Genomic DNA, 3,558 nt, shown 5'->3' with positions numbered 1-3,558 from the left:
GAAATTTACATGGCGTCTTTTTTTTTCACAATTGAGTGGCTAAGTTCATTCTAAAATCCACCTAAATTTTGAAAACTTAAATGATTTTCTGGTTCTTCAATAATTAATATTTTAACCTTATCCTTCAAATTTTTATAAGCATTCTCTACAGCTAATATGACTTTTTCACCTTGACCAAAATTTCTTATATCTATCCCATTTTTAACGATTGAGATCGAATTTCTAAATGCATTTTCTGAATCATCAAAGTGAAGAGAGAAATCAGATTGATTATCTTCTATAAGACTGCTTTTCTTTAATTCTTTTAATAAATCATCTGTAGATAATCTATATTGATGATTAACCTTTGCCCTATTTTCTTCAGAAACCTTGTCTAAGTATACCTCATTAATTCGTTTTTGTATTTCATTGTTAGTGTCAATGTAACTGGTATTGACAATACTGTAAAAAAACTTAAAAGGTCTTGTATAAGAAGTATATGATTTGCCTGCAAAAGTAAGAAATTGAACTTTATAATATTCAAAAGGGAAAACACTCCAATTACTCGTAGTTAAAACTTGTCTTATATCATCAATCATTTCTTTGATAGGCGTTATCTTTAAGGATATTCCAAAGGTTTTGATATTTTGAGAGTTATGATTTCCCTCAATATAAAAGTTTGAGGAAATCTCTTTGTTACTTTCATCAAGATATAACTCAACAATTACTTCAGGTAAATTTTTTATCTCTTTTTTTATTAAAAATTCAGAAACAACTTCACTATTAAAAAGACTTGCTAGCCCTAAATTTTCAATCTGACTATGACTTCCCTTCAATACCAAACCAATTGCATATAATAGTGTAGACTTACCAGCACCATTTTCACCAACAAAAATATTCATCTTGTCATTACATTGAATATCCGCTTTCTTAAAAAGCCGAAAGTTCTGTAAAATTATTCGCGATATCATTTATAACCTACCTGTCCTTTCTGAATTAAATATTTGAATATCAACTGATTGTTATGATCTAAATAATATCATATAAAATTTATTTGGGTGGAACAGGTTTAAACACACACCATATGCAATTTTATAAGCTATAAGAGACTAGAACAAAAGTTTTATATCAGCGTTTTCAAATTACTCCATAGATCTCTATGTATAACTAGGCTATCTTTAATTCACTATCACTAATTATTGGTTCAAATCCAAACTTTTTCACAAACATCCGAATCAATTCTTTATGTACAGGGGGACATTTTGGCCCAAATGTGATTTCTAAATCTTCAAAAAATCTATTACTTAATTCCAAATCGAGAAATTCAAATGGTATATTTTTCGTTTTAAAAGCCTCTGTTAGGTTAAAATCATGATTCGAAGTAAAATCTTTATTAAAAGGGCTCGGAGAAAAACTTACGATGAATCGAATCTCTTTTTGAAAATCCCATACTTTAGATTTGTAAATAGCTAATTTTGACATGTCGATTCCATAACTTGTCCCATCAAATTTTGTAAGGGTGGGTTTTAATTTTTGCTCATCAAAAGTCTATTTCATTTTCCTGATAAAAGGACATCCATTATCACTCAAATATGGTGCTGTTCTTAGAAAATCCAGATTTGATGGACACTCCCTTTTCAGAACCGAATCTTCAGAAGTGATAAAATAATCCATGATACTTTCTTCATCAATATTTATACCAATCCTAATTCCTTTCATATCTACGGAATAAATGGACCATTGTGGAATGGATTCTTGATTTTCTTCTGTCCAACAAGATACATACTGATACTGCTTTGCATACTCATAATCTTGCGTAATTCCTTCTTCTAAATCATCCATGTTCAACAAGTTCGTGAATCTAAGTGTTCGATTTTTTAAAATCAAATATAGTGATTCCATTGAAGTATAATGATAAATCATCATAGTATAATTTCTCCTAAACATTATTTTTTCTTTGAACTATATCTTTTATTAGCTTGCTTGGTCCTTTCGATCAACATTGTATCGCTTAATTTTTCTTCTTGAGTCGCTAATAATGTTTTTTGATTTCCACCTTATCACTCCAATTGATCAGTGTCCACAAACGTCACCCTATTTTTCCATCAGAAATCAAAGTCCAGATTAAATTTCTTCTTACCCAGCTAAATTCGAGCCATTTAAACATTCGCTTAATGCCTGAACCTCGTCATTAAGAGGCTTATCGCGTAACTTTTTCAATCAATACGACGCAGTCAAAGTGTGTCGATACTAATCTATAGATTGATTTGATATGAAGAATATTCTGTTTCACTGTATCATCCATAACATTAAATTTATAATTCAAACAAATCAAATTGCATTTTAGAAATTTGATGACCTTTTTCTTTAGGGATTTCAAAGAACTCTTCAAATTCTTTAAAGTTATATCTGAAGCTTTCCTTAAAAATTTCTGAAGTATTATTCCAAGCTTTTGGATTTATCGCTAAATTATCAGTTCCTTTTATAATTACATAATTAGTAAAGTTCTTTTTTTGCTGATAGTTTAATGTAACTAATTGTTTAAATAGCCCATCGAAAATATTTTTACCTTTATCAAGATAAGCCATGATTATATATGATGATAATTCTTCAGGGAAAACAGAAAAATATAGATGCTCTAGTTGATTACTTTCATCAGCTACACTCTGAATAAAATTACCATCCAAATCTTCTTCTGGAGATAATAAGCCTGTAGCAGCAAATTTTATAGGCTGGTGAAACTTCCAGACAATATATTTTAAAATATTATAATCTTTATCCAGGATTGCCCGATCAAAGTATTTTTTGTCATCTTCTAAGTCGTGTAAAGCTAATAAATTTCCTATTGAAAGTAATTTTAATCTCTCATCAACCAATTGGTTTTGTTCGTATTGCTTTTTTAATTCTAATTTTTGATGATAGTCAAATATAAATGCCCGATAAATATATAAGAAAATCTGTTCTTCATTGTCTGAGGAAAAGTTGTTAATCTCAATCGGTTGAAACATTTTATCATGATAATCACAAAAGCCAGTAAATGTAGTAGCTACCCTTCTACCATACTCTCCTATTAACTCGAACGGATTGCCCGTATTTGATATTGGCATATAAACTGTTCCATTCTCTGATATTTTTTCTAAAACTCTTTTATTTTGAATTGAGTGCGCTCTTATGATTTTCCCCTTACAATTATTTTTGTCAGGATGCAAACAATGCTTTATTTTTTTATTTCTTTTTAATCTTTCGAAATGTTTTTTCATTTTTATAATGTGTTCTTTACTGGGATTTCTGATGTTAATCATTCCCTTCCATAGTTCTAATCTTATTATACATTAAAAGAGAGATACAGAACTGATTATTACTCGAATTATTGAGCCACCTTTCCATAAGAATTGAGCCACTCGTTATAAGCTGGTATTGAGAATTATATTTTCAAGAGTTTGACTTAAATATAAGATGAATAGATATCCATGCATACACCTTAACATCAACAAATCACACGATCAGTTAGTTAAGGTGTGTTTGGCAATTAAAAAATCAACCACTTTGGCAATTAAAATCCAACCAGCGTGGCAATTA

At 29.5% G+C, this 3,558-nt stretch carries 4 protein-coding genes; all 4 read right to left on the bottom strand.

Translation table 11 applies throughout. The features are described from left to right. Positions 1 to 50 precede the first annotated feature (50 nt). A complete protein-coding gene (locus D3H64_RS10110; protein WP_121566077.1) occupies positions 51 to 950 on the bottom strand; it encodes an AAA family ATPase in 900 nt (299 codons plus the stop codon). Positions 951 to 1,146: 196 nt separating this feature from the next. Beyond that, positions 1,147 to 1,461, bottom strand: a complete 315-nt coding sequence (locus D3H64_RS10105) for a hypothetical protein (protein WP_121566076.1) — start codon at positions 1,459 to 1,461, stop codon at positions 1,147 to 1,149. Positions 1,462 to 1,527: 66 nt separating this feature from the next. Further along, positions 1,528 to 1,905, bottom strand: coding sequence for a hypothetical protein (locus tag D3H64_RS10100; RefSeq protein ID WP_121566075.1), 378 nt, complete (start codon positions 1,903 to 1,905; stop codon positions 1,528 to 1,530). A gap of 389 nt (positions 1,906 to 2,294) precedes the next feature. Next, positions 2,295 to 3,281, bottom strand: coding sequence for a hypothetical protein (locus tag D3H64_RS10095; RefSeq protein WP_121566074.1), 987 nt, complete (start codon positions 3,279 to 3,281; stop codon positions 2,295 to 2,297). Between the last annotated feature and the right edge of the window lie 277 nt (positions 3,282 to 3,558).

Origin of the sequence: Atopobacter sp. AH10, assembly GCF_003664595.1 — a bacterium.
Classification (GTDB): Bacteria; Bacillota; Bacilli; order Lactobacillales; family Aerococcaceae; genus Atopobacter.
Note: the sequence above shows the minus strand (reverse complement) of the source record. Positions and strands in the feature narration are given on the sequence as shown.

Bases quoted from the DNA above. Each gene is read 5' to 3' on its own strand.
- D3H64_RS10100 (WP_121566075.1), bottom strand. From the start codon at position 1,905: ATGATGATTTATCATTATACTTCAATGGAATCACTATATTTGATTTTA.
- D3H64_RS10105 (WP_121566076.1), bottom strand. From the start codon at position 1,461: ATGTCAAAATTAGCTATTTACAAATCTAAAGTATGGGATTTTCAAAAA.
- D3H64_RS10110 (WP_121566077.1), bottom strand. From the start codon at position 950: ATGATATCGCGAATAATTTTACAGAACTTTCGGCTTTTTAAGAAAGCG.
- D3H64_RS10095 (WP_121566074.1), bottom strand. From the start codon at position 3,281: ATGATTAACATCAGAAATCCCAGTAAAGAACACATTATAAAAATGAAA.